General features: G+C 62.9%; 19 protein-coding genes. 3 read left to right on the forward strand and 16 right to left on the reverse strand.

Annotated elements, in window-relative coordinates; translation table 11 throughout:
- Positions 1 to 14 precede the first annotated feature (14 nt).
- From TRP66_RS13110 to hutC, 10 genes are all read right to left on the reverse strand, one after another.
- A complete protein-coding gene (locus tag TRP66_RS13110) occupies positions 15 to 1391 on the reverse strand; it encodes an amino acid permease (protein WP_333402862.1) in 1377 nt (458 codons plus the stop codon).
- Between the two features lie 104 nt (positions 1392 to 1495).
- Positions 1496 to 3019, reverse strand: a complete 1524-nt coding sequence (hutH, locus tag TRP66_RS13115; RefSeq protein ID WP_442965201.1) for a histidine ammonia-lyase — start codon at positions 3017 to 3019, stop codon at positions 1496 to 1498.
- Positions 3020 to 3130: 111 nt separating this feature from the next.
- Positions 3131 to 3961 carry a quaternary amine ABC transporter ATP-binding protein gene (locus tag TRP66_RS13120; protein ID WP_333402865.1) on the reverse strand — a complete coding sequence of 277 codons (831 nt, stop codon included), beginning with the start codon at positions 3959 to 3961 and terminating at the stop codon, positions 3131 to 3133.
- Positions 3958 to 4809: an ABC transporter permease gene (locus tag TRP66_RS13125; protein ID WP_333402867.1), complete on the reverse strand. Its 852-nt coding sequence runs from the start codon at positions 4807 to 4809 to the stop codon at positions 3958 to 3960. The genes TRP66_RS13120 and TRP66_RS13125 overlap by 4 nt, the downstream gene beginning before the upstream one ends.
- 144 nt (positions 4810 to 4953) lie before the next feature.
- The gene (hutU, locus tag TRP66_RS13130; RefSeq protein WP_333402869.1) at positions 4954 to 6660 is read right to left on the reverse strand and encodes a urocanate hydratase; all 1707 of its coding nucleotides are present in this window, start codon (positions 6658 to 6660) and stop codon (positions 4954 to 4956) included.
- A 198-nt stretch (positions 6661 to 6858) separates the two neighbouring features.
- Positions 6859 to 7557 (reverse strand): anti-sigma factor, encoded by a 699-nt coding sequence (locus tag TRP66_RS13135; protein ID WP_333402871.1) that lies wholly within the window; start codon positions 7555 to 7557, stop codon positions 6859 to 6861.
- Positions 7554 to 8114, reverse strand: coding sequence for a sigma-70 family RNA polymerase sigma factor (locus TRP66_RS13140; RefSeq protein ID WP_333402873.1), 561 nt, complete (start codon positions 8112 to 8114; stop codon positions 7554 to 7556). Before TRP66_RS13140 ends, TRP66_RS13135 begins: the two co-directional genes overlap by 4 nt.
- Positions 8115 to 8222: 108 nt before the next feature.
- Positions 8223 to 8756 carry a DUF3455 domain-containing protein gene (locus TRP66_RS13145; RefSeq protein WP_333402875.1) on the reverse strand — a complete coding sequence of 178 codons (534 nt, stop codon included), beginning with the start codon at positions 8754 to 8756 and terminating at the stop codon, positions 8223 to 8225.
- A gap of 103 nt (positions 8757 to 8859) precedes the next feature.
- Positions 8860 to 10035, reverse strand: coding sequence for a Na+/H+ antiporter NhaA (nhaA, locus tag TRP66_RS13150; RefSeq protein WP_333402877.1), 1176 nt, complete (start codon positions 10033 to 10035; stop codon positions 8860 to 8862).
- Positions 10036 to 10109: 74 nt separating this feature from the next.
- Complete coding sequence (gene hutC / locus TRP66_RS13155) at positions 10110 to 10859, reverse strand: histidine utilization repressor (RefSeq protein WP_333402879.1); 750 nt, start codon at positions 10857 to 10859, stop codon at positions 10110 to 10112.
- Between the two features lie 133 nt (positions 10860 to 10992).
- Here hutC and TRP66_RS13160 point away from each other — a divergent pair, with 133 nt between their 5' ends.
- Positions 10993 to 12354 carry a formimidoylglutamate deiminase gene (locus tag TRP66_RS13160; RefSeq protein WP_333402881.1) on the forward strand — a complete coding sequence of 454 codons (1362 nt, stop codon included), beginning with the start codon at positions 10993 to 10995 and terminating at the stop codon, positions 12352 to 12354.
- 165 nt (positions 12355 to 12519) lie between these two features.
- On the opposite strand, the gene TRP66_RS13165 is transcribed toward TRP66_RS13160, so the two are convergent.
- The 6 genes from TRP66_RS13165 to TRP66_RS13190 all read right to left on the reverse strand — a co-directional run bounded on the left by TRP66_RS13165 (position 12520) and on the right by TRP66_RS13190 (position 22146).
- On the reverse strand, positions 12520 to 13086 hold the full coding sequence (locus TRP66_RS13165) for a lipocalin family protein (protein ID WP_333402883.1): 567 nt from the start codon (positions 13084 to 13086) through the stop codon (positions 12520 to 12522).
- Between the two features lie 135 nt (positions 13087 to 13221).
- Positions 13222 to 13824 (reverse strand): DUF924 family protein, encoded by a 603-nt coding sequence (locus TRP66_RS13170; RefSeq protein ID WP_333402885.1) that lies wholly within the window; start codon positions 13822 to 13824, stop codon positions 13222 to 13224.
- Between the two features lie 3 nt (positions 13825 to 13827).
- Positions 13828 to 14838: a class 1 fructose-bisphosphatase gene (locus TRP66_RS13175; RefSeq protein WP_333402887.1), complete on the reverse strand. Its 1011-nt coding sequence runs from the start codon at positions 14836 to 14838 to the stop codon at positions 13828 to 13830.
- Positions 14839 to 14986: 148 nt separating this feature from the next.
- Positions 14987 to 16339 carry a DUF3999 domain-containing protein gene (locus TRP66_RS13180; protein ID WP_333402974.1) on the reverse strand — a complete coding sequence of 451 codons (1353 nt, stop codon included), beginning with the start codon at positions 16337 to 16339 and terminating at the stop codon, positions 14987 to 14989.
- A 29-nt stretch (positions 16340 to 16368) separates the two neighbouring features.
- Positions 16369 to 19206 (reverse strand): DUF2339 domain-containing protein, encoded by a 2838-nt coding sequence (locus TRP66_RS13185; RefSeq protein ID WP_333402889.1) that lies wholly within the window; start codon positions 19204 to 19206, stop codon positions 16369 to 16371.
- 489 nt (positions 19207 to 19695) lie between these two features.
- Positions 19696 to 22146, reverse strand: coding sequence for a glycogen/starch/alpha-glucan phosphorylase (locus TRP66_RS13190; RefSeq protein WP_333402891.1), 2451 nt, complete (start codon positions 22144 to 22146; stop codon positions 19696 to 19698).
- Between the two features lie 279 nt (positions 22147 to 22425).
- Here TRP66_RS13190 and pip point away from each other — a divergent pair, with 279 nt between their 5' ends.
- Positions 22426 to 23397, forward strand: a complete 972-nt coding sequence (gene pip, locus TRP66_RS13195; RefSeq protein ID WP_333402894.1) for a prolyl aminopeptidase — start codon at positions 22426 to 22428, stop codon at positions 23395 to 23397.
- An 89-nt stretch (positions 23398 to 23486) separates the two neighbouring features.
- Entirely contained in the window at positions 23487 to 23924 is a 438-nt protein-coding gene (dtd, locus tag TRP66_RS13200; RefSeq protein WP_333402896.1) for a D-aminoacyl-tRNA deacylase, read from the forward strand.
- Positions 23925 to 24166 lie beyond the last annotated feature (242 nt).

Raw genomic sequence — 24166 nt, forward strand, 5'->3', positions numbered from 1 at the left:
CCTGAGCCTCTATGTCATTTGTGGATATGCCCGGACCGTGGCTTGACCCAGAGCTGCCAGGCGATCACCAGCAACACGATCCAGATGGCGCCCACGTACAGCGCGGCGCGGTTGTCCGGGAAGTAACCCAGCACGCCGAAGATGAACACCATGAAGGCGATGGCGGCGGCAGGACCGTACGGCCAGAACGGCACGGGAAACTTCAGCTGCGCGGCTTCTTCGGCGTTCATCGAGCGGCGCATGGCGACCTGGGTCAGCAGGATCATCAGCCAGACCCAGACTGTCGCGAAAGTAGCGAGCGACGCGATCAGCAGGAAGACGTCCTTGGGAATCAGGTAATTGAGCACGACACCGCCCAGCAGCGTCACGCCCATCACCAGCACCGTCATCCACGGCACGCCCTGCGGCGAAAGGCGAGCAAAGCTGGCCGGTGCCTGACCGTCCCGCGCCAGACCGTACATCATGCGACCGGCGCCGAAGATATCGCTGTTGATCGCCGACACTGCCGCCGAGATCACCACGATGTTGAGGATGGTGGCGGCCGAGGCGATGCCCAGGTTGTCGAAGATCTGTACGAACGGGCTGCCCTGTGTGCCAATCTGCGGCCAGGGATAGATGCACATCAGCACGAACAGGGTCAGCACGTAGAACAGCAGAATGCGCAGCGGTACGGCGTTGATCGCCCGGGGCAGGGTACGCTGCGGGTCCTTGGCTTCGCCGGCGGTGATGCCGATGATCTCGATGCCGCCGAAGGCGAACATCACCACGGCAAAGGATGCGATCAGGCCGGCCACGCCGTTGGGCATGAAGCCGCCGTGTTCCCAAAGATTGCTGATGCCGATGGCCGTTTCGCTGGTGGACGAGCCGATCCCGAACAGCATGATGCCGAAACCGGCGGCGATCATCGCGATGATGGCGCCGACCTTGAGCAGCGACAGCCAGAACTCGGTTTCGCCGAACACTTTCACGTTGCACAGGTTCAGCGCGCCGATCAGGAAGACGATGCCCAGCACCCAGATCCAGCGGGGCACTTCCGGGAACCAGAAGCCCATGTAGATCCCGAACGCCGTGACGTCGGCCAGGCAGACGATGATCATCTCGAAGGCGTAGGTCCAGCCCAGCACGAACCCGGCCAGCGGGCCCAGGTAACGTGTCGCGTAGTGGCTGAACGAACCTGAAACCGGATCATGGACGGCCATTTCGCCGAGCGCGCGCATCACCATGTACACTGCGGCGCCGCCGATCAGGTAAGCCAGCAGCACGGCCGGGCCGGCTTGTTGGATGGCGGCGGCCGAGCCGTAGAACAGCCCTGTGCCGATGGCAGAGCCCAGGGCCATGAAGCGAATGTGACGGGCGGTCAGCCCGCGTTTCAAACCAGCTTGTGACGTCATTTCAGGTCCATTTCATTACTGGGTATGGCAATTGTTGCGAGAACACCTGCATCCGGCCTTCCCGCAGCGATTGACCATGCGAGCCCTGCCAGGCTCGGGGTGCATCACAAACTGGGCAGCAGACGTGCAGGAACCAGCCGGTTCAAGCAAGTTGAGGACAACAGCCGGATGGCGGCTTCGATGTCCGGTGCGAAAAACCGGTCCTTATCGTAGGACGGTACCTTGCTGCGCAGGATGGATCGGGCTTCTTCGAGCTTTGGCGAGGTTTTCAAACCGTCGCGCAGATCCAGACCCTGGCACGCAGCCAGCCATTCTACGGCAAGAATCCCTCGAACGTTTTCCGCCATTTCCCATAACCGCTTGCCGGCAGCCGGTGCCATCGACACATGGTCCTCCTGATTGGCCGAAGTCGGCAGGCTGTCGACGCTGTGCGGATGGGCCAGCGCCTTGTTTTCGCTGGCCAGCGCCGCTGCCGTGACCTGGGCGATCATGAACCCTGAATTCACCCCGCCGTTGGCGACCAGGAACGGCGGCAGCTGCGACATGTGCTTGTCCATCATCAGCGAAATACGCCGCTCGCTCAGCGAGCCGATCTCTGCCAGTGCCAGAGCGAGGTTGTCGGCAGCCATCGCGACCGGCTCGGCGTGGAAGTTGCCTCCCGAAATCACATCGTTCTCGGCCGCGAACACCAGCGGATTGTCCGAGACCGCGTTGGCCTCGATTTCCAGTACCTGCGCGGCCTGGCGCAGCTGAGTCAGGCAGGCGCCCATCACCTGGGGCTGGCAGCGCAGCGAATACGGGTCCTGAACCTTGTCGCAATTGCGGTGGGACTCGGAAACCTGGCTACTCTCACCCAGCAATTCGCGATAGCAGGCGGCGGCATCGATCTGCCCGCGCTGGCCGCGCGCGGCATGAATGCGCGCATCGAAAGGCGAGCGCGAGCCGAGCACCGCCTCGACAGTCAGCGCGCCGCAGGCCATCGCTGCCGCGAACAGGTCTTCGCCTTCGAACAGGCCGCGCAAGGCAAACGCCGTGGACACTTGCGTGCCGTTGAGCAGTGCCAGCCCTTCCTTGGCGGCCAGCGTCAGCGGTTCCAGCCCGGCGACCGCGAGCGCCTCGGTCGCGTCCAGCCATTCGCCCTTGTAACGTGCCTTGCCCTCACCCAAGAGCACCAGCGACATATGCGCCAGCGGCGCCAGATCACCGGACGCGCCGACCGACCCCTTGAGCGGAATGAGCGGATAAACCTCGGCGTTGATCAGCGCGATCAGGGCATCGATGATCTTGCGGCGAATGCCCGAGAATCCCCGAGCAAGGCTGTTGACCTTGAGCACCATGATCAGCCGCACCAGCGCGTCGCTGATCGGCTGGCCGACGCCGGCGGCATGGGACAGCACTAGCGAGCGTTGCAACGTCTCCAGGTCGGCGCTGGCAATGCGCGTCGAAGCCAGCAGCCCGAATCCGGTGTTGATGCCATACGCGGTGCGATGCTCGGCGAGAATGCGTTCGACGCAGGCCACGCTGTCTTCGATGGGGCGCTCGGCGCTGGGGTCGAGCGTGAGTGTCACCGGTTCGAGGTAGACGGCGCGAAGCTGAGCCAGGGTCAGCTCGCCGGGGACGAGGTTCAAGCGGTGGGAAGTGGTCACGATGCAGCTACTCCTGTTGTTATCGGTCGAGGCGCGGCAGGCCGCTTGCCTCTGACTTGCGTTCTATTCGTGGCCCGCGCCCGCCGGCAACGCTTAAAGAATTGCCGCCCGCCGCTGCACGAAGCGATCCACGTACTCGTCGGCGGGTGAGTGCAGAATTTCCCTCGGCGTGCCCGCCTGGATCAGCCGTCCGTCCTTGAGAATCGCGATGCGGCTGCCGATGCGAACGGCTTCGTCGAGGTCGTGGGTAATGAACACGATGGTCTTGTGCAGACTGGCTTGCAGTTCGAGCAACTGGTCCTGCATCTCCGCGCGGATCAGCGGGTCGAGCGCGCTGAAGGCCTCGTCCATCAGAATGATGTCGGTGTCGGCGGCCAGCGCCCGGGCAAGACCGACCCGCTGACGCATGCCACCCGAAAGCTGATGCGGGTACTTGCCTTCATAACCTTGCAGACCGACGCTGTTAATCCAGTGCTGCGCTCGCTCGCGGCAGAGCGCCTTGCTCTCGCCGCGCACTTTCAGGCCGTAAGCCACGTTATCCACAATCGTCTTGTGCGGCAGCAGGGCGAAACTCTGGAAGACCATGCTGATCTTGTTTCGGCGAAATTGACGCAGGGCTTCCATGTCGTAGCGCAGGATATCTTCGCCATCGACCAGAATCCGCCCGCTGGTGGGATCGATCAGCCGGTTGAAATGGCGCACCAGCGTCGACTTGCCCGATCCGGACAGACCCATGATCACGAACAGCTCGCCGCTACCGATGGTCAGCGACAGATCGTTCACCCCCACGACACAGCCGGTTTCGGCCAGCACCTGATCCTTGCTTTTGCCGTCCTTCAGCAGCGCCAGTGCCTGATCAGGGCGGTTGCCGAAAATCTTGAACACATTGCTGACGACGATCTTGTTGGCCGTGGCATCCATCATTTGCTGGCCTCCCGCCGTGAACGGCCGTAGGCCTGGGTGATGCGGTCGATGACCACCGCCAGAATGACGATGGCCAGACCGGCCTCCAGGCCGCGCCCGACATTGAGGGTCTGGATGCCGATCAGCACGTCCTCGCCCAGGCCACGGGCGCCGATCATCGACGCGATCACCACCATCGACAACGCCATCATGGTGGTCTGGTTGATACCGGCCATGATGCTCGGCAATGCCAGCGGCAGCTGCACGCCGAACAGCTGCTGCCAGCGATTGGCGCCGAACGCATTGATGGCTTCCATCACCTCGCCGTCTACCTGACGGATGCCCAGGTCGGTCAGCCGAATTAGCGGCGGAGCGGCGTAGATGACCGTCGCGAAGATCGCCGGCACCTTGCCCAGGCCGAACAGCATCAGGACCGGGATCAGGTATACGAAGCTGGGCATGGTCTGCATGATGTCCAGCAACGGCATCAGCACCGCGCGCAGCCGGTTGCTGCGCGCCGAGAGAATCCCCAGCGGAATGCCGATCAGCACGGCGATCAGCGTCGCCACCAGCATCAGCGCCAGGGTCTGCATGAGCTTGTCCCACAAGCCCACCGCACCGACCAGAAACAGCAGCCCGGCGATGACCAGCGCGGTGAAGATTTTGCGCGTCGCATGCCAGGCTATGCCACCGACGATCAACAGCATCAGCCACCAGGGCACCAGGCGCAGCAGGCCCTCCAGGCTGACGATGGCCCACAGCAAGGTGTCGGAGATATGCCTGAACACATCGCCGTAGCGAGTGACCAGCGCATCGACGCCATCGTTGACCCAGTTGGCGATCGAAAAGGTGAAGCTTTCGGGAAACATAAGCGGCGCTCGGATTGAATAAGGCCCAAGGGCGGCCGACCCGGTAGCGTCCGGGCAGACTGACGTAGCTGGACAGAATAGCCGCATCCGGCGCTCGATAGCCGGACTCGCATCGCATCCAGAGTGCCCAAGGGCCTTGTTCGATCATGCGCGCCCGGTCTCGCCGAGCATCGGCAGGTCCAGGCCCTGCTCCCGGGCGCAGTCGATGGCGATCGGGTAACCGGCATCGGCATGCCGCATCACGCCGCTGGCCGGATCGTTGTGCAGCACGCGGGCGATGCGCTCGGCCGCCTCGTCGGTACCGTCGCAGACGATGACCATTCCCGAATGCTGGGAAAAGCCCATGCCCACTCCGCCGCCGTGATGCAGCGAGACCCAGGTCGCGCCGCTGGCGGTGTTGAGCAGCGCATTGAGCAGAGGCCAGTCGGACACAGCGTCCGAGCCGTCGCGCATGGCTTCGGTCTCGCGATTCGGGCTGGCGACCGAGCCGGAGTCCAGATGATCGCGACCAATGACCACCGGCGCCGACAGCTCGCCGCTGCGCACCATTTCGTTGAACGCGAGGCCCAGCCTGGCGCGCTGGCCCAGGCCGACCCAGCAGATACGCGCCGGTAGACCCTGAAAACGGATGCGTTCGCGCGCCATGTCCAGCCAGTTGTGCAGATGCGCGTCGTCGGGAATCAGCGCTTTGACCCTGGCATCGGTCTTGTAGATGTCCTGCGGGTCGCCGGACAGCGCGGCCCAGCGGAACGGGCCAATCCCACGGCAGAACAGCGGGCGAATGTAGGCAGGCACGAATCCGGGAAAGTCGAAGGCATTCGCCACGCCCATGTCCTGGGCCATCTGGCGAATGTTATTGCCGTAATCGAAGGTCGGAACCCCGGCCTTGTGAAACGCGAGCATCGCTTCGACGTGCCGCGCCATCGACGCTTTCGCGGCCTTGGCGACTGCTTCTGGTTCGGTCAGAGCGCGAGCGCGGTATTCGTCCCAGTTCCAGCCGATGGGCAGATAGCCGTTGAGCGGGTCGTGGGCGCTGGTCTGATCGGTGACCATGTCTGGTTGTACGCCGCGACGGACCATTTCCGGCAGGATCTCAGCCGCATTCCCGCGCAAGGCGATGGAGACCGCCCGGCCGGCGGCGGTGTACCGGTCGATACGTGCCAGAGCATCGTCGAGATCCACGGCCTGCTCGTCCACATAGCGGGTCTTGAGCCGGAAGTCGATGCGACTCTGCTGGCATTCGATGTTCAGCGAGCAGGCGCCCGCCAGCGTCGCGGCCAGCGGCTGCGCGCCGCCCATGCCGCCCAGCCCGGCGGTCAGCACCCAGCGCCCGCTCAGCTTGCCTTGATAATGCTGCCGGCCGGCCTCGACGAAGGTTTCGTAAGTCCCCTGAACGATCCCCTGGCTGCCGATGTAGATCCAGCTGCCGGCGGTCATCTGCCCGTACATCGCAAGCCCGCGGGCGTCCAGCTCGTTGAAATGCTCCCAGTTGGCCCAGTGCGGAACCAGGTTGGAGTTGGCGATGAGTACCCGAGGCGCATTGCTGTGAGTCTTGAACACACCGACCGGCTTGCCGGACTGCACCAGCAGGGTTTCGTCGGCTTCAAGGCGGGTCAGGGTTTCAACGATCCTGTCGTAGCATTCCCAGTTGCGCGCCGCCTGCCCGATGCCGCCGTACACCACCAGCTCTTGCGGATTCTCCGCGACGTCCGGGTCCAGATTGTTCATGAGCATGCGCAGTGGAGCTTCGGTCAGCCAGCTCTTCGCGGTCAGCTGGTTGCCGCGCGGGGCGCGGATCTCGACATTGCGACGGCGTGTCCAGCCTTGCTCTGGTTGCGGGGTGGTGGTCACGGCAAATCCTCTCATGCGAACAGGTGGCGGGAACCTGTCTCTACTTGTACATACAAGTATGCATGTGCGCAAGGGTCACACTATGCCGTAGGAGCGGCTTTAGCCGCGAAGCGCCGGTACATCCGATAGAAATGCATGGGACGGGCCACCGCATCGCGGCTAAAGCCGCTCCTACATGTGTGTGGCAGCCATTGCCGGTTACAAGCTGACCCCCACTTTCACCGCCCGGCCGATGAACTGGATTGGCCCGGTCGGCTTGCCGGTCGGCGAGCCGGTTGCCTGCTCCAGCGTCAGCTCGAACAACTGGTCGGGTTGCAACGGCGGCAATTCGTCGAGGGGGATCGACAGGGTCTGGCCGGGTTTCACCAGTCCCAGAGATACCGGGCCTTGCCAGTCATTGCCCTTGGTCCAGAATTCCAGCGCCTTGTCGGCGGGCACCTCGGTCACGCTCAGGGGAATCAGCTGAATTTTTCTGGAATCACTGGCCTGCACGACCCAGCCGGGAGATTTGTCCTGCGGCGCGACCAGCACGACGAGGTAGGAAGGCGAGCCTGGCGCCTGCATCAGCAAGACCATGGCCAGCACCAGCGAAGCGGCCAGCCCGGCGCCGGCCAGCCCGCGCCACAGCCAGAGACTGTCCCACCAGCGCGGACCGCGCACGCGAGCCGGACCGTCGAGACTGCGTTCGATCCTGCGCCAGAGGCTGGGCGAAGGCGTGACAGGCTCGGCCATCGCAGTGAGCGGATGGAGCCGTCGTTCCCAGGCGTCGACGGCCGCCCGCAGCGCCGGCTCGTCAGACATGCGCCGTTCGATTTCCTCGCGTTGTTGCGCGCTCAGGGTTCCTAGCACGTATTCGCCAGCCAGGTCCTGCAGGTCGTCATCCGGGGTTTCGTTCATCCCATGCACTCCCGCAGGTTTTTCAGGCTACGCTTGATCCAGGCTTTGACCGTGCCCAACGGCGCGCCGACCTGTCGGGCGATTTCCTGATGCGTGTAGCCTTCGACGTAAGCATGAAACACACAGTTGCGCCGCACCGGCTCCAATTGCTCAAGGCACCCATGAAGACGGTCCGGATCGATTCGCCAGTCGAAAGCGTCAGCGGTTTCCTGCCAGCCTTCCAGGGTCGCCTGCGCGAAATCCTCGCTGGCTTCCTCGGCAGGACGCTCACGGCTGGTGGCGCGGAGCCGATTGAGCGCAAGGTGACGAGTGACGCTGAAGATCCAGCCGCGCGCCGAACCTCGTTCAGCGTCAAAGCTGCCGGCGCCGGTCCAGATCTTGAGAAAAGCGTCATGCACGATGTCTTCCGCCAGAGCGTTATCACGCACGATACGCAATACCACCCCCATGAGCCGTGCGCTTTCCTGCTCATACAAGCGGTGTAACGCCTGACGCTCGCGCCGGGCGCAAGCGTGAAGCGCCGCTTCGTAATCAAAAAGAGAGGGGTGCGAGGCCAATACTGTCTGCCGTCTGTGGATAAGTACTGCTTCAGTGTCTCACCGGATCTGCGCTGAAGCGCTGCGCGGCAGCATAGCTCATCTGCGGCACAGCGCTTCTAAAGCCGGTCAGCTGGCAGACCAGAAAAGGTAGTCGGCCTGATACTGGACGACTTCTTTCGCACCTTTGTTGCTCGCGGTGCAGGCACTGCTCGGGGCAACGCCGCCCTTCAACGCCGTGCGCTGAATGTAGGCCACGTCGCTCATGGCACCCTTGCCCTGTGCCGGATTGGCCTTGACCAACTGATACGGCAGATTGCCCGCGCTCGACGGAGCAACCGCCACCTGCGTACCCGTCACTTTCGAGCCATCCTTGGCTTCCCAGGTAGCAGGCGGGCCGTAATAGGTGCCGACCTGCTTGCCGCCGCGGTCGTTCAATACCGCGTCAGGACCGACGAAGGCCCATTCCATTTCGGTGGTTGAATTGGCTTTGGCGCGGCATTCATAAGTGATCTTGCCGACCCCGGTGGTTTCCAGGCTGATCTTGTGCCCGGCAGGCACGCGAACGGATTCGGGCAGATCGGTCTGAGCCATGGCGACCGAGGTCAGGCAGGTCAGCGTCAGGGTAGTACCTGCAAGGCAGAGCAAGCGTTTTGCGTTCATGCAGAAATCTCCAGATTGTTTTACCGCGCTCAGCAATCCGAGTGGTTGCTGTCTGTACTACCCGCGAGAAAACAATCTGGATGCACCCGGATGAAAATTTTTTTCAGCGCTTGCACAAACCACTGCGCAACAGCAGCACGCCGACCAGCGCCGCAACGCCAGATCCCATCAGAACGCCGACTTTGACTTCATCGATCAGGTGAGGCGCGCCGGGGAACGCAAGGTTGCCGATGAACAGGCTCATGGTGAAGCCGATGCCGCAGAGGATGGCGACACCGTACAGCTGCACCCAGTTGCTGCCTTCGGGCAAGACCGCCAGGCCGCTGCGAATCGCCAGCAGGGCCGCGAGGAACACGCCGATCTGCTTGCCGACGAACAGGCCCAGGGCAACGCCCAGCGGAACCGGGTCGACCAGATTCTCCATGGAAATTCCCGACAGCGAGACGCCGGCGTTGGCGAAACCGAAGATCGGCACAATGGCGAACGCCACCCAATAATGCAGCTTCTCTTCGAGCAGCAGCAGCGGCGATTGGTCCTCATCCTTGATGGTCCCCAGCGGAATGCACAAGGCCAGCGCCACGCCCGCGAGGGTGGCATGCACGCCGGATTTCAGCACGAAGAACCACAACAGCGCGCCCAACAGCAGGTAGGGCACCAGTGACTTGACGTTCAGGCGATTGAGCACGATCAGCACCGCCAGCGTCGCAAAAGCGGCGCCCAGCATCGCCAGGTTCAGGCCGGAGCTGTAGAAGAAGGCGATGATGGTCACGGCGCCAAGGTCATCGAGGATCGCCAGGGCGGCGAGGAAGACCTTGAGCGATGTCGGAACTCGGTTGCCCAGCAGCGACAGCACACCCAAGGCAAAAGCGATATCGGTAGCGGCGGGAATCGCCCAGCCGCTGATGGTCTGCGGATTGCTCCAGTTGATGGCCAGGTAAATCAGCGCCGGCACCAGCATGCCGCCGGCCGCCGCAAAACCAGGCAATGCGCGTTGCCCCCAGGTCGCCAGCCCGCCGGCCAGGACTTCACGTTTGATTTCCAGCCCGACCATCAGAAAGAAGATCGCCATCAGACCGTCGTTGATCCACAACTCCACCGACAGCCCCAGGAAGACGCTGTGCAGCGCCGCGAAATAGCCGTCGGCGAGCGGAGAGTTGGCAACGATCAGGGCCGCCAGCGCGGCAATCATCAAGACGATACCGCCAGCGGATTCCGAGGCCAGAAAGCTGGCGAGAAGGGCGACGGCGCGGGGCGTCTCCTGACGTTGGTAGTGAGTCATGATCTTCCTTGCTGGAATTGTTGTTCGGGGCGAGCGCGAAGGATAGCTTCAACGGACCGCCGATGGCAGCCCGATCATTTTCCGAACCGGCCTTCAAGTCGATGCCGGGAGCCGGGATGAATCAAACGCGCGGACGTCACCGGCTGACGCCCCGACCAGGTACGGCGGCGAATCAGCAGGCAGGGCTCGCCCGCATCGATCTGCAGCAGCCCGCATTCTTCGGGATCGGCGAGGATGGCTTCGACCACATGCTCGCCTTCGGTCAGTGGCGCGACCTGCGACAGATAAGCGTAAGGCGTTTGCCGGGTGAAATCCTGATCGAGGTAATCGGGAGCCGCCTGCGCATTGACGAAGCGGTCTTCGATCTGCACCGGCACATCGTTTTCGTAATGCACGATGAGCGAGTGGAACACTTTCTGTCCTTCACGCATATCCAGCGCCAGCGCACGTTCCGAGCCGGCCGGCTCTTCCTGAAGCAGGATGACCCTACAGCGGTGGACATGACCCCGAGCAGCGATCTCGTCGGCGATATTGTTCACTTCGAACAGTGCCGACTGGCTCTTGGGCTCGGCAACAAAGGTGCCGACGCCCTGCATCCGCACCAGCAGGCCCTCGGCCGTCAATTCGCGCAAGGCCCGGTTGATGGTCATGCGGCTGAACCCCAGCTCGGTGACCAGCTCGCTTTCCGATGGCACGCGATGATGCGGCGGCCAGCTGCCGCTCTGGATTTGCTGGGCAATCATCTGCTTGACGCGGGCGTAGAACGGCGCGGGACTCTCGCCCACGTGGGCTGTCAGAGGCGAGGAGGTGGGGGGCGTCGGCACGATAGGCGTCCAGTGAAGGCGAAATGCACCCAACCTAACGATTAAGCTTCTTGACGGCAAGCGCCTCGCTGTTTACCCATCGTTGGTTCGTCTGTATATGTATATACAAATAGGCGTGAAAGGGATGGGGTCTATGGCAATGTTCTTCGCCACACGCGCGCTGTTGCCGGGAGGGTGGGCCAAAAACGTGCGGCTGGAGGTCGATGCATTCGGCATGTTGACCCGCGTCGAAGCGGGCGCGGCTGGCGAAGGCGCGGAGCTGTTGCACGGACCGGTCGTGCCCGGCCTGCCCAATCTGCATTCCCACGCCTTCCAGCGAGCGATGGCCGGGTTGGCGGAAGTTGCGGGAAACGCCCATGACAGTTTCTGGACCTGGCGCGAACTCATGTATCGCATCGCCGGCAGGATCAGCCCGGAGCAACTGAGCATCGTCGCCCGCCAGCTGTATATCGAGATGCTCAAGGGCGGCTATACCTCGGTCGCCGAATTTCACTACATCCACCATGAACCGGCCGGAAGACCTTATGCGGACTCGGCGGAACTGGCGGTGCAGATCAGTCAGGCGGCGGAACGCGCCGGTATTGGCCTCACCTTGCTGCCGGTGCTCTACAGCCATTCGGGTTTCGGCGGCCAACCGGCCGGCTCGGGCCAGCGACGTTTTCTCCACAGTGCCGAAAGCTATCTGCGACTTTGTGAACGGCTGCAATCGGCGTTAGCGAAACAATCGATACAGCGGACGGGGCTGTGTTTTCATTCGCTCCGCGCCGTGACCCCGTCGCAGATTCGCGAGGTGCTGGCGGCGGGCGATCAATACTGCCCGGTCCACATCCACATTGCCGAACAACAAAAGGAGGTCGATGACTGCCTGGGCTGGAGCGCAAGGCGTCCGGTGCAGTGGCTGTATGAAAATGCACCAGTGGACGAGCGCTGGTGTCTGGTCCATGCCACGCATGTCGACGCCCAGGAGGTGCAGTTGATGGCGCGAAGCGGCGCGGTGGTGGGCCTGTGTCCGACCACCGAAGCCAATCTGGGCGACGGAATATTTCCGGCTGTGGACTACATGGCAGAGGGTGGACGCTGGGGGATCGGCTCGGACAGCCATGTGGCGGTCAGTGTGGTCGAGGAATTGCGCTGGCTGGAATACGGACAGCGTCTGCGGGACCAGCGCCGCAATCGCCTGCATCGCAACGATCAGCCTGAGGTCGGTCGAACCTTGTTCGACGCGGCCCTGGCAGGCGGCGCCCAGGCACTGGGCCTGCCGGTCGGTGGTCTGGCGGCAGGGCAGCGGGCGGACTGGCTGGTGCTGGATGGCGATGACCCGTACTTATCCACAGCGAGCGGCGATGGCATCCTCAATCGATGGCTGTTCGCGGGCAGCGATCGACAGATACGGGATGTGATGGTCAACGGCCGCTGGGTCGTGCGCGACGGGCGTCATGCCGAAGAGGAGCAGACCCGCCGGGCGTTTGCGCAGGTGTTGCGCGAATTGTTGTAGAGGCTATCGCCAGCAAGCTCCTACAACCGACTGTAGGAGCCAGCTTGCTGGCGATGAACGATAACGCGTTTTACCTGAAGCACCGCGACGCCTGTTTTGCTGCCGCTTTGCGGCAGATCGCCAGCAAGACGGATCGCCGCCCGCTGGCTCCTACGGTGTTAATGGCTATTTCTTGCCAATCTCCGAATCGGCCACGCGCCAGACCAGCCGACTGGTGTCGTAACCCTGCTGGCGCGCTTTGTTGAGCATTTCCTGTTTGACGGAATCGCTGACCGTCGGGGTGCGGGTCAGCAGCCAGAGGTATTTGCGGTCAGGGTTGCCGACCACGGCGGTCTTGTAGTCTTCACTGACGTACAGAATCCAGTAATCGCCTTTAGCCACACCTGGCAGCAGACGGGAGAACCAGTTGTCGAACACGACCCAGAGCTTGTCGGTCTTGCCCGCGACTTGAGGCGAAGCGGTACCGGTGGCTTCTTCCCATTTGCCTTCGGCGGTCCGGCAGCGATTGGTGACCGCGACATTGCCATCATCCTTGAGCGTGTAATGGGCTTCGGACTGCGCGCACTTGCGCTGGAAAAACATCGGCAGGCGCGCCTGCTCGTACCAGACCCCTTGATAGCGCTTGAGATCGACGTTATCCGCGGTGCGGGGTTCGAGATTGTCGGCAGAGTGGGCGAAACCGATGGTCAGGAAGCAGAACGACAACAAAACGAGGGGGCGCAACGACAGCATGGGTAAAGCTCCTGAGCGGAAGGGGGGTTGCGTCGCAGCAACCGCCGATCCGGCTGGCGCTGGCGCGATACCGCAAGCTTAGAAGAGAAAAGCCGGTTCTGGTTCCCGCGGACGCATGAGGAGGTGTTTTGTAGCTCAGAAGCGTGAGTCGGGGCCTTTGAGGAATTCTGTCTCTTCATCGGTCGAAGCCCGGCCGAGAATTTCATTGCGATGGGGAAAGCGTCCGAAACGGGCAATGATTTTCTGATGGCGATGCGCGTAGTCGAGACTCCGCTTGAAATAGTCGCGGTCGGTCGCCGGCAGAAGCGGCAACAGGTCACTGAAACGGGCAATGGCCTGGTTTTGCGCGTCGAGGTTTTCCCAGTGTTCGAGCACCAGGTAGATGAAGGTGCGCTCCAGCGGGTTCAGATGCTGATCGCGACCCAGCTTGAGCCCGTGGGTGACCAGCGCCTGAGCGCGTTGATCGCCGGCAAATGCCTTGGGGGTATTGCGATGGATCATCCGGGGTAACTGATCGAGCAGCAGCACCAGCGCCAGCCAGCCATGAGGGTTCTCGGCCCATTCGCGCAAACCACCGGCCAGTGCCTGCTCAACCCGATCACCGAAGCGCTCGCGCGCTTCGTTGTCGTTGGACTTGCGCTTGCCGAACCACAGCTTTTCCCTGGCTTTCACCACTTCGCTCGGCGACTCGGCAGAGCCGAACCACCATTCAAGCAGCGCAAGCCAGGGGGCGAGCATGGTTTACTCCTGGTGGTAGGCCGTCGCGCGTTCGACTTCCTGCTTGGAGCCCAGGAACACGGCTACGCGCTGGTGCAGGCCTTCAGGCTGGATGTCGAGAATGCGCTGACGGCCGTCGGTGGACGCACCGCCCGCCTGCTCGACCAGGAAGGACATCGGGTTGGCTTCGTACATCAGACGCAGCTTGCCCGGCTTGGAAGGCTCGCGAGCGTCGCGCGGGTACATGAACAGACCGCCACGGGTCAGGATACGATGCACGTCGGCAACCATCGCCGCGACCCAGCGCATGTTGTAGTTCTTCTTCAACGGGCCTTCTTCGCCCGCCAGCAGTTCGCTCACATAGCGCTGGACCGGCGCTTCCCAGTGACGCTGGTTGGACATGTTGATCGCGAATTCCTGAGTGGTCTCGGGAATGGTGATGTCTTCGTGGGTCAGGACGAAGCTGCCCATCTCGCGGTCCAGGGTGAAGCCTTTGACGCCGTCGCCCAGAGTCAGGACCAGCATGGTCTGAGGGCCGTAGATGGCGTAGCCGGCCGCAACCTGCTGGGTGCCCGGTTGCAGGAAAGCCTTTTCGTTCAGGGCTTCGTTCTGGCTGAGGTATTCGTTCGGGCAACGCAGAACCGAGAAGATGGTGCCGACCGGTGCGTTGATGTCGATGTTGGACGAGCCGTCCAGCGGGTCGAAAACCAGCAGGTACGCACCCTTGGGGTACTTGCCGGGGATCTGGTAGGCGTTGTCCATTTCTTCGGACGCCATGCCGGCCAGGTGACCGCCCCATTCGTTAGCTTCAAGCAGGATTTCGTTGGACAGAACGTCCAGCTTCTTCTGCACTTCGCCCTGCACGTTCTCGGTGCCCATGCTGCCGAGGACGCCGCCCAGCGCACCCTTGGAAACCGCGTGGCTGATTTCCTTGCATGCTCGCGCCACGACTTCGATCAGGAAGCGCAGATCGGCAGGGGTGTTGTTGCTGCGGGTCTGCTCGATCAAGTAGCGACTTAGTGTAACGCGGGACATGGAGTGCTCCGAAAATGGGGTAGGAGGAAAACCCGCGCAGTTTAACGCGAGTGGCAACGTAATTCTGCCATGAGACTGATGCCGGACTGATTCAGTTCACGCCCGGCACCAGCGTAGCTGTAAAAGCGACGCTGGCAACCGCTCTGGCTCAATGCCTGGAAGCCGACGCGCGCCAGGTACTGAAGGCCATCCAGCCCAGCATCAGCACGCCGCCGATCAACACCGCCCAGAGGCCGATACGCTTGAAGTCGGGGCCGTCCACGCCAGCGGCCACCGGAGCGGCTGACATGTCGGCGACCGGGGCTGCGCTCGGCTGCGCGATGCCCAGACTGTTCAAGCGCTGCGGAACGAAATCGGGAATCAGTGTAGTCAGCGGCAGACTGGCCGGTTTTGCCCGGGCGTTGCCCACCGCCAGCGTGAACGGGCCTTCGCCCCGCGCCAGGAACACGACCTGGGTCGCCTGCACCGCCACACTGATCTCCGGCGCCTGAGGGCCGAGGCCGCCGCCCCGGTCATCGACTTCCAGTTTGAGCTGGCGGATCACTTGCCCGGACAGGTGCAACTGGTCCTGCACCGCATCGCTGCCGTTCTGGGTGATGCGATAGAGCAGGCCGCTGCTGATGAGCTGCCAGGGCTGCCCGTCGTCCATCCGGCCATACAGGTTTCCCGGTGCCAGGCTGTTGGCCTGGGCGATGCTGACCTGAACGCGCTCGACCGGGAGGCCGACCGGCAGCTGCCACACATACTGATTGGGCTGCTCGGACTTGCCGGCGAACGCGGGCGACCAGGTCAGCGGCAGGGTAGGGCTGTCGGTCGGTGCGCTGAGCAGTTGCGCCGCGGTCAGCGTCGGTGCGTTGCCCGGCGAACGCCATAGCAGCCGCAGGTAGCGAGCGGTGTAGCCCGGCAGACCGACCTCGCGCTGCTCGACGACCTCGTCGGAGAAAGACAGCCGCGCCACCTGACCTTCGCCCCATGAACGCCAGTGCTGCAGATCGTCGCTGGCTTCGATGGTGAAATGCTGGAAGCCCTCGCGCTCGGTGTTCCAGTCGATGATGAGCTGTTCCAGCGGCGCGTCGATTGCGCTGGCATCGAGCAGCCAGCCGCGCAGGATCTCTTCGCCGGCTTCGATATCGCTCTGGGGCTGCACCTCGATCACGCTACCGTTGGGCGAACGCTCGATGCGAATCACCGGCACCGCATCGCCCGCTTCGGCGGTGGTGTACAGCGGAAACCATTTCACTGCGGTCGACGTCTGCTCCTGGCTCGGCATCTGTTGCGCGAGCGCATAGGCTTGCGGTTGACCCGCGCCGTTGAAGACTCGCAGATCGCCAAGTGCGGGGTCACGGGCGCTCAATTGCGCAGCCAGCGGCAGTTCCACGCGATACCAGGGGCCTTCGCCGGTGAGGGTGAGCGTCGTCTGGCTGGCGAAGTCCGCAGGCTTGTCCTGGGCATGAGCGCCCATTCCCGCGCATAGCACAGCGCCCAGCAACGCGATCTTCAAGGTGAACGGACGGCTCAAGATCATGTTCCTCATGGCTGGCGCGGCTCTGCGGCAGGCGGCAGATCGGGCGCTTCGCAGACTTCTTTGTCCGAATGTTTCGGCGGTAATGGTGCGAAATATCCCACCACTAGTAGCAGCATGCCAACACCTATGAACGAAACAATGCGTGCCATTGATCCGCGGTCGCTCAATTCGACGAAGAACAGCTTGGCGACCACGACCGCGATCAAGGCCGCGCCCGCGATCCAGATCTCCCGGCGCCGGCGCAGATGGCCGCCGATCATCAGGGCCAGCGCCATCAGCGTCCAGACGATGGAAAGGCCCGCCTGAACGTGCATCGAGCCCAGCAGCGCGTCGCTGTTCCAGGGCACGTCCTGCCAGTGGTGAGCGGTGCGCATGACCATCGCCGTGACCAGCGCGAACAAGGACGCACCCGCGACCAGCAGGGCGTTGCGCTGGGCCATCGCCGGGCTGACGCCCAGTTGCGACAGGTACTGGCGCATCCACAGACAGGCACCGGCGAGCGCGAACAACAGGCCGATTTCCAGCGGGTTGATCAGCGGAACGTACGGCAGCGGCGCGGCTGAGCCGTCGCTGAACAGGTTCGCCAGCCAGAACCACGCGAGCATCAGCGCCGCCATCGGGGCGGCGGCCCATACTCGGTATTCGCGAGGGTACTGTGCGACCGGCCACGGCCACTGACGCGAATGGGTCATCGCCAGCAGGTAGAGGCTCGGCAGCAGCGCCCAGCCCAGCCAGCGCCAGGCGTTATGCTGCTCCGACAATTGCATCAGGGCGAAGCGCAATTCCAGCGCCAGCAGTGCGACGATCAGCCAGCAGCCCAGCACATGGGCAACACTGGCGGCCTGCTTCGGCAACAGGGCCGCGAGTTTGCGCAGGCTCAGCAGATGAACCGCGACCAGCGCCGCCCAGCCCAGCCACTGCCACTGTTGCGCCGGGTGATAGTCGAAGCGCAGCAGGCTGACCAGCATCAGGCCGCCGACGGGCGTCAGTGCCGTGCAGAGCGCGGCCAGGGCCGGCCATTGCAGGCGCAGGGCGAGCAGGGTCCAAAGCGCGGCACTGGCGGCAGCGGCGATCAACAGCCCGGCAGGTTGCAGGTCGACCGGCACGAACAGCACCACGCTGCAGATCAAGGAAAATGCCCACCACGCGGCACCCCACCCCAGCAGACTGATCATCGCCAGCCTGGAGTCGAGCAGCGTCAGGCCCTGGAAGCGATAAACGCACCAGGCGCTGGTCAAGGCGGCGATTGCCATGATCATCGGCGTCCAGTAGTCCCCATTGGCGTGCAACGAAGCGTCGGTCAGATCGAGCTGGCCGAGCAGCGCCGCGCCCGCGCCCAATTGCAGCAACAGCCCGAAGCCGCGCGCCAGTAGCCGCTGCTGACGCAGACCCAGCCAGAAGATCGCGGCGCCTTCCACCGCCCAGGCGCAGGTGGTCCATTTCGAGCCCAGACCCAGCGGAATCGCCAGGGTCGCGAACACCACGCCCAGCGCCAGACAGGTTTCCATCAGCAGTTCGGCCCGGCCCTGTACGCGATTCGCCAGCAGACGGGCCAGCCCCATGTAGACGATGCCAAGGACAAGCGCACTGAACGCCGCGCCGAACGGCAGATGCTCTACCAAGGCGTATTGCAGGCCAAACCCCACGATGGGCGTGCCGAACAGCAGGGTGCCGTCCACGTAGTCGCCACGTCGGGCGGCCCGGCGCCACGGCGCGCTGGTGTCTTCCTGGGGAGCGGTATCAGGCTCCATCAGCTTGCGGCGAGCGAACATCAGACCAATCGCCAGATACATGGCGAAAAACAGGATCAGAAAGGGTTCGGTGCTCCAGAACATCTCGGGCGTGTAGCGCTCGATGCCCCAGGCGAAACCGATGCTGAAAGTGCCGAAGAATCCGATCAGATTCAGCACGCGCCAGGCCTTGAACCAGGCGATGGCAAAGATCCCGGCGTTGAGCAGGGCGAAATAGCTGAACAGCGCGACATGGCTGCCCTGGCCGGTGGAAGCCAGCAAGGGCGCCGCAAAGCCGCCAAGCGCGCCGGCGCAGGCCAATGCCAGCGAGTTCTGGATCACGGCCAGAATCGCCGAAAATGCGGTGACCGCCACCAGCAGTGTGAAACCCATCGAGGGATCGAGCAGCGGATGCAGCTTCATCGCCGCGAACACGGTCAGGTACAGCACGCCGACGCCGGCGCCCTGCATCATCAAGGCGTACTGGGCATTGCGATGGCGTAGCCACCAGCCCAGGCCGAGCAGCCCCAGGGCACAGGCCGCAACCGCGGCGTATCGGGCTTCGAGAGGGATGACCATGCCCTCGGTGGCGTAGCGCAGCAGGAATGCCAGGCCCAGGAACAGCAGCACGACGCCGACACGCAGCACAGTGTTGCCGCCCAGCAGCCAGCCTTTGGCGCTGGCAACGGCACGGTCGATGAAGTTGGGTTCTGCCGGACTGGATGTGCCGGGGGCAGGACGCCAGGCGGACTCTTTGTCCGCGCTCTGATCGTCCGGCAAATCCCAGATCAGCTCGGGACCGTCGACAGGCACCGGCACCACAACCGCCTCGGCGGGCAGCGGCGCTTCGTTCTGCGGGACGGGTACGGGCGCAAGATCAGGCGTGACCGGGGATTCGATCGCGGCAAGTCGTTGCTGTACTGTTTCGAGGGCCTCGCGTGTGGCATCCAGTTGGCGGGATTGTTCGCGCGAGCGCCGCCCGAGGGAAAGGACATAAAGCGTGGCGCCAATCGCCCAGCCCACCGCCGCGCCGTCGAGCAGACCGCCCAGAGCGTCGTAGCTCAGAAACAGGCCCAGCATTGCCCCGCCCACCACCAGACAAATCCATAGCACGCGACGACATCCTTTTCGATGTGTGAAGGTTTATCGGGGCGCAGTATATAGAGGCGGCGTGTCGGGAAATAGATCGGAAAATCGACCGTCCGTAGGAGCCAGCTCGCTGGCGATGAACGCAGACACGGTTTGTCTGATTCAGCGCGGTGCATGGTTTTGCTGCCGCTTTGCGGCAGATCGCCAGCAAGCTGGCTCCTACAGATCTCATGCGGCCGTAGGAGCCAGCTTGCTGGCGATAAACGATGGCGCGGTTCGTCTGGTTCACCGCAGTGCATGGTTTTGCTGCCGCTTTACGGCAGATCGCCAGCAAGCTGGCTCCTACAGATCTCATGCGGCCGTAGGAGCCAGCTTGCTGGCGATAAACGATGGCGCGGTTTGTCTGATTCACCGCGGTGGATGGTTTTGCTGCCGCTGTGGGGCAGATCGCCAGCAAGCTGGTTCCTATAGATCTCATGCGGTCCGTGGGAGCCAGCTTGCTGGCGATGAACGTTAATCCAGCGCGTTCCAGATCTCGCCAGCGTACTCACGGATGGTCCGGTCGGAGGAGAACCAGCCCATGCGCGCGGTGTTGAGCACCGCCGAGCGCCACCAGGTCTTGGAGTCGTGCCAGCATTCCTCGACCTTGGCCTGGGCCGCCCAGTACGAGTCGAAGTCCGCGCACACCAGGAAGCGGTCATAGGCCAGCAACTGGTCGATCAGCCCTACATAGCGGTTCGGATCATCCGGCGAGAACACGCCGCCACGGATCGCCATCAGCACGTCATTGAGACGCGGCGACGCCGCAACATCGCCCTGAGCACTGAAATCGCCGGCCTGCTTGCGCGCCTCGACCTGTTGCGAGGTCATGCCGAAGATGAACATATGCTCCTGCCCGACCTGCTCGCTCATCTCCACGTTAGCCCCGTCCAGCGTGCCGATGGTCAGCGCGCCGTTGAGACCGAACTTCATATTGCTGGTGCCCGAGGCTTCAAGCCCCGCCGTGGAAATCTGCTCCGAAAGGTCGGCCGCCGGAATGATGCTTTCCGCCAGACTGACGTTGTAGTTGGGCATGAACACGACCTTGAGCAGGCCGCGCACGGTCGGGTCGTTGTTGACGGTACGGGCGATGTCGTTGGCCAGCTTGATGATCAGCTTGGCGGAGTGATAACTGGCGGCGGCCTTGCCCGCGAAAATCTTCACTCGCGGCACCCAGTCCGTACCCGGTTCAGCGCGGATCGCCTGATACAGCGCCACGGTGTGGAACAGGTTGAGCAACTGACGTTTGTATTCGTGGATTCGCTTGACCTGAACGTCGAACATCGCCGCCGGATTGACAGTGATGCCCAGCCGCTCCTGAATGATCGCGGCCAGCGCGCGCTTGCTGTGCAAGCGTTGATCGGCGAACTGCTTGCGGAACGAACTCTTCTCGGCAAACGGCTCCAGTTCGACGAGCTTGGTTTCGGCGCTGTCCAGAACCTCCGGCCCGAGCGCCTCGACCAGCATTTCGGTCAGGCGCGGGTTGGCCTGGAACAGCCAGCGGCGGAAGGTAATGCCGTTGGTCTTGTTGTTGATTCGTTCGGGGTACAGCTTGTGCAGCTCGGCGAAGACCGTCTTGCGCATCAGTTGGGTATGCAGCGCCGACACGCCGTTGACGCTGTGCGATCCGAGGAAAGCCAGGTTGCCCATGCGAACGCGCCGACCGTTGTCTTCCTCGATGAGGGAAACGGCGCGCAGCACGTCGAAGTCGTGAATGCCCTTGGCGCGCAGCGTGTCGATGTGCTGGGCGTTGATCAGGTAGATGATTTGCATGTGGCGCGGCAACATGCGCTCCATCAGTCCCACCGACCAGGTTTCCAGGGCCTCAGGCAGCAGCGTGTGGTTGGTATAGCCGAGGGTGTTGACGGTGATCTTCCACGCGGCATCCCAGGAAATGCCATGGGTGTCGATCAGCAGGCGCATCAACTCCGCCACGGCGATGGAGGGGTGCGTGTCGTTCATCTGGATGGCCGCGTGCTCCGGCAGATCGGTCAGCGTCGCATGCATGTTCAGGTGACGACGCAGCAAGTCCTGCAGCGAGGCCGAGACGAAGAAGTATTCCTGGCGCAGACGCAGTTCCTGTCCGGCCTCGGTCGCATCGTTGGGGTACAGCACGCGGGAAATACTTTCGGCGCGGACCACCTCGGCCACGGCGCCGAAGTGGTCACCGGCGTTGAAGCGTTCCAGATGCAGGTCTTCCACAGCGCGGGCGCGCCACAGGCGCAGAGTATTTACGCTGGCGCCGCGCCAGCCGACCACCGGGGTGTCGTAGGCGATTGCGCGCACGGTCTCGCCCGGACGCCAGACCTGCCGCGCCTCACCGGTATCGCTGATAACGGTCTCCACGCTGCCGCCGAAGCCGACCGGGTACACGACTTCCGGACGTTCAAATTCCCACGGGTTGCCGAAGTCCAGCCAGTTTTCGGTCTGCTCGTGCTGCCAGCCATCGACCACGGCCTGTCGGAACAGACCGTGCTCATAACGGATGCCATAACCGTGGCCGGCGATGCCCAGGGTCGACATGCTTTCCATGAAACAGGCCGCCAGACGACCCAGACCGCCGTTGCCCAGCGCCGCATCCGGCTCAAGGGTGCGGATGCGCTCGATGTCCACGCCCAGCTCGGTCATCGCTTCACGAGCGATTTCCAGCAGACCCAGGTTGCTCAGGCTGTCGTACAACAGTCGCCCGATGAGGAATTCGAGCGAGAGGTAGTACACCCGTTTCTGGACCTTGCGATAGATCTGCCGGGTGTGGTCCATCCAGTGCTCGACCATGTGATCGCGCGCGGCGAGGGCAATGGCCTCGAACCAGTCATGCTCAAACGCATGGTCAGGATCCTTGCCCACCGCATAGGTGAGTTTGGCGAGAACAGCGGCTCGGAATTCAGCCACATCTGCGTCACGAACGAGTGGTTCCTGAGACATCGGTACGACCTCAAGTAGTCTGACGAATGGGAAATCGGATTCTTTGACTGTAGGCGGCTCGCCGGTTATTTCCCGAAAAAAATAAAAATAACCCGGCGCCTGTCGAGTTTTCTGACCCAACTCGACCGCTCTGGTTCGCCTGTTCGGCGAGACGCCGAAGCGCCAGACCCAGCGGCGCGCCCGGGATGCTCATGTGCAGCATGCTCATTCCACGTTTCGGGTTTATGATGCCGGACGGCAGAATGATAGAAGCCCCTGAACCCATCTCTTGGAGCACCTATGCAGACTTTGTACCCGCAGATCAAACCCTACGCCCGGCATGATCTGGCCGTGGAACAACCGCATGTGCTCTATGTCGACGAAAGTGGTTCCCCCGAGGGTCTGCCGGTGGTTTTCATCCACGGTGGACCGGGTTCGGGTTGCGATGCGCAGAGCCGTCGCTACTTCGATCCCAACCTGTATCGCATCATCACCTTCGATCAGCGCGGCTGCGGTCGCTCCACGCCCCATGCCAGTCTGGAAAACAACACGACCTGGCATCTGATCGAGGACCTGGAGCGTATTCGCGAACACCTCGGCATCGACAAATGGGTGCTGTTCGGCGGGTCCTGGGGCTCGACCCTGGCGCTGGCCTACGCGCAGAAACACCCTGAACGCATGCATGCCATGATCCTGCGCGGCGTGTTCCTCTGCCGTCCCCAGGAAATCGAGTGGTTCTATCAGTCCGGCGCCAGCCGGCTGTTCCCCGATTACTGGCAGGACTACCTGGCGCCGATTCCGCCGGACGAGCGTGACAACCTGCTCGCCGCCTTCCACAAACGCCTCACCGGTTCCGACCAGATTGCGCAGATGCATGCCGCCAAGGCGTGGTCGACCTGGGAAGGGCGCACCGCCACCTTGCGTCCCAACCCGCAGGTCGTGGACCGCTTCTCCGAGCCGCAGCGCGCTTTGTCCATCGCGCGCATCGAAACCCACTATTTCGTCAACAACGCCTTCCTGGAAGAAAACCAGCTGATCCGCGACATGCCGAAGATCGCTCATCTGCCCGGCATCATCATTCACGGCCGCTACGATGTGATCTGCCCGCTGGACAACGCCTGGGAGCTGCATCAGGCATGGCCGAACAGCGAACTTCAGGTCATTCGCGACGCCGGTCACGCCGCAGCCGAGCCAGGCATTACCGATGCGCTGATCCGTGCAGCGGCTCAGGTCGCGCGGCGTCTGCTCGACCTCCCGCCTGAAGAAGCGTGAAGAACGGGTCATAAGGAACTGGCGTGCCCACGGCGTGGACACGTCCATAGCATCAGGCTTTGGCGCAGAGTGTGGATCGGGAAACTGTCATGAAAGGATTGTTGCAGCGCGTCATCGCCGCGCGCGTTGAAGTGGGTGGCGAAGTTGTCGGCGCTATCGATCAGGGGCTGTTGGTATTTATTGGTGTGGAGCCTCAGGATACGCCGGCCAGCGCCGACAAGTTATTGCACAAGTTGCTCAATTATCGAGTGTTCAGCGATAGCGACGGCAAGATGAATCTGTCGTTGCGCGATGTGGCGGGCGGGTTGCTGCTGGTGTCGCAATTTACACTGGCCGCCGATACGCGAAGCGGGATGCGCCCAAGTTTTTCCAAGGCCGCGCCGCCCGCGCTGGGCGCCGAACTGTTCGATTATCTGTTGCGTCAGGCAGGAGCCGTTCACCCGAATGTAGCGTCGGGCCGATTCGGGGCGGATATGCAGGTTCATCTGGTCAATGACGGGCCGGTTACCTTCCTGCTCGAGTCCTGAATAATCGGCGGTCGTCAAAGGCTTCATACAGTTGGCGTTCGTCCGAAAATTTTCTTGTTGCACCTGATGCGTTGCGGCGCGCGCTGCTGGATAATCGCGCGTTATAGGATGGGCGGTGGTCGTTCCACTGGGTTATGTCATATGCGGTTCTGGCGCCGGCTGGGGAATCATTAGGTCCTTTCGGAGTCGGAACATTGCTCGCCAACCCGGCATCGATAGCTGGCCGTTGGTTTTTTCATCTG

This window comes from Pseudomonas sp. JDS28PS106, assembly GCF_036706555.1.
Taxonomy (GTDB): domain Bacteria; phylum Pseudomonadota; class Gammaproteobacteria; order Pseudomonadales; family Pseudomonadaceae; genus Aquipseudomonas.

Excerpts from the sequence above, each read along its gene's own strand:
- TRP66_RS13110 (WP_333402862.1), bottom strand. The coding sequence starts at position 1,391 with ATGACGTCACAAGCTGGTTTGAAACGCGGGCTGACCGCCCGTCACATT.
- TRP66_RS13120 (WP_333402865.1), bottom strand. The coding sequence starts at position 3,961 with ATGATGGATGCCACGGCCAACAAGATCGTCGTCAGCAATGTGTTCAAG.
- TRP66_RS13125 (WP_333402867.1), bottom strand. The coding sequence starts at position 4,809 with ATGTTTCCCGAAAGCTTCACCTTTTCGATCGCCAACTGGGTCAACGAT.
- TRP66_RS13135 (WP_333402871.1), bottom strand. The coding sequence starts at position 7,557 with ATGAACGAAACCCCGGATGACGACCTGCAGGACCTGGCTGGCGAATAC.
- TRP66_RS13145 (WP_333402875.1), bottom strand. The coding sequence starts at position 8,756 with ATGAACGCAAAACGCTTGCTCTGCCTTGCAGGTACTACCCTGACGCTG.
- nhaA (WP_333402877.1), bottom strand. The coding sequence starts at position 10,035 with ATGACTCACTACCAACGTCAGGAGACGCCCCGCGCCGTCGCCCTTCTC.
- TRP66_RS13160 (WP_333402881.1), top strand. The coding sequence starts at position 10,993 with ATGGCAATGTTCTTCGCCACACGCGCGCTGTTGCCGGGAGGGTGGGCC.
- TRP66_RS13165 (WP_333402883.1), bottom strand. The coding sequence starts at position 13,086 with ATGCTGTCGTTGCGCCCCCTCGTTTTGTTGTCGTTCTGCTTCCTGACC.
- TRP66_RS13170 (WP_333402885.1), bottom strand. The coding sequence starts at position 13,824 with ATGCTCGCCCCCTGGCTTGCGCTGCTTGAATGGTGGTTCGGCTCTGCC.
- TRP66_RS13175 (WP_333402887.1), bottom strand. The coding sequence starts at position 14,838 with ATGTCCCGCGTTACACTAAGTCGCTACTTGATCGAGCAGACCCGCAGC.
- TRP66_RS13190 (WP_333402891.1), bottom strand. The coding sequence starts at position 22,146 with ATGTCTCAGGAACCACTCGTTCGTGACGCAGATGTGGCTGAATTCCGA.
- pip (WP_333402894.1), top strand. The coding sequence starts at position 22,426 with ATGCAGACTTTGTACCCGCAGATCAAACCCTACGCCCGGCATGATCTG.
- dtd (WP_333402896.1), top strand. The coding sequence starts at position 23,487 with ATGAAAGGATTGTTGCAGCGCGTCATCGCCGCGCGCGTTGAAGTGGGT.